Source organism: Achromobacter sp. SIMBA_011 (assembly GCF_046535435.1).
Classification (GTDB): Bacteria; Pseudomonadota; Gammaproteobacteria; order Burkholderiales; family Burkholderiaceae_B; genus Achromobacter; species Achromobacter dolens.
Genome location: NZ_JAWRWN010000229.1, coordinates 1 through 307, shown reverse-complemented (window position 1 = coordinate 307; position 307 = coordinate 1). Strand labels below are relative to the sequence as shown.

At 63.2% G+C, this 307-nt stretch carries 1 protein-coding gene; it reads left to right on the top strand.

From position 1 onward, the window contains the following. The coding region (locus SB816_RS30705) for a glycine betaine ABC transporter substrate-binding protein (RefSeq protein WP_410548079.1) at positions 1–307 on the top strand (307 nt) is incomplete at both ends.

Here is a 307-nt window from a genome sequence, read left to right as displayed (position 1 = left end):
CGCATCGGCGATGCTGCAGGGGCTCGGCTACACGCCGACCAAGACGATCGCGTCGGTGCCGATCACGTTCGCGGGCATCAAGAGCAAGCAGATCGACGTGTTCCTCGGCTACTGGTCGCCGACGATGGACCCGATCATCCAGCCGTTCACGAAGGCCGGGCAGATCAAGGTGCTCGCCACGCCGAACCTGACCGGCGCGAAATACACGCTCGCAGTGCCGGACTACGTGTACCAGGGCGGCCTGAAGTCGTTCGCCGACATCCAGAAGTTCGCGGACAAGCTCAACGGCAAGATCTACGGGATCGAG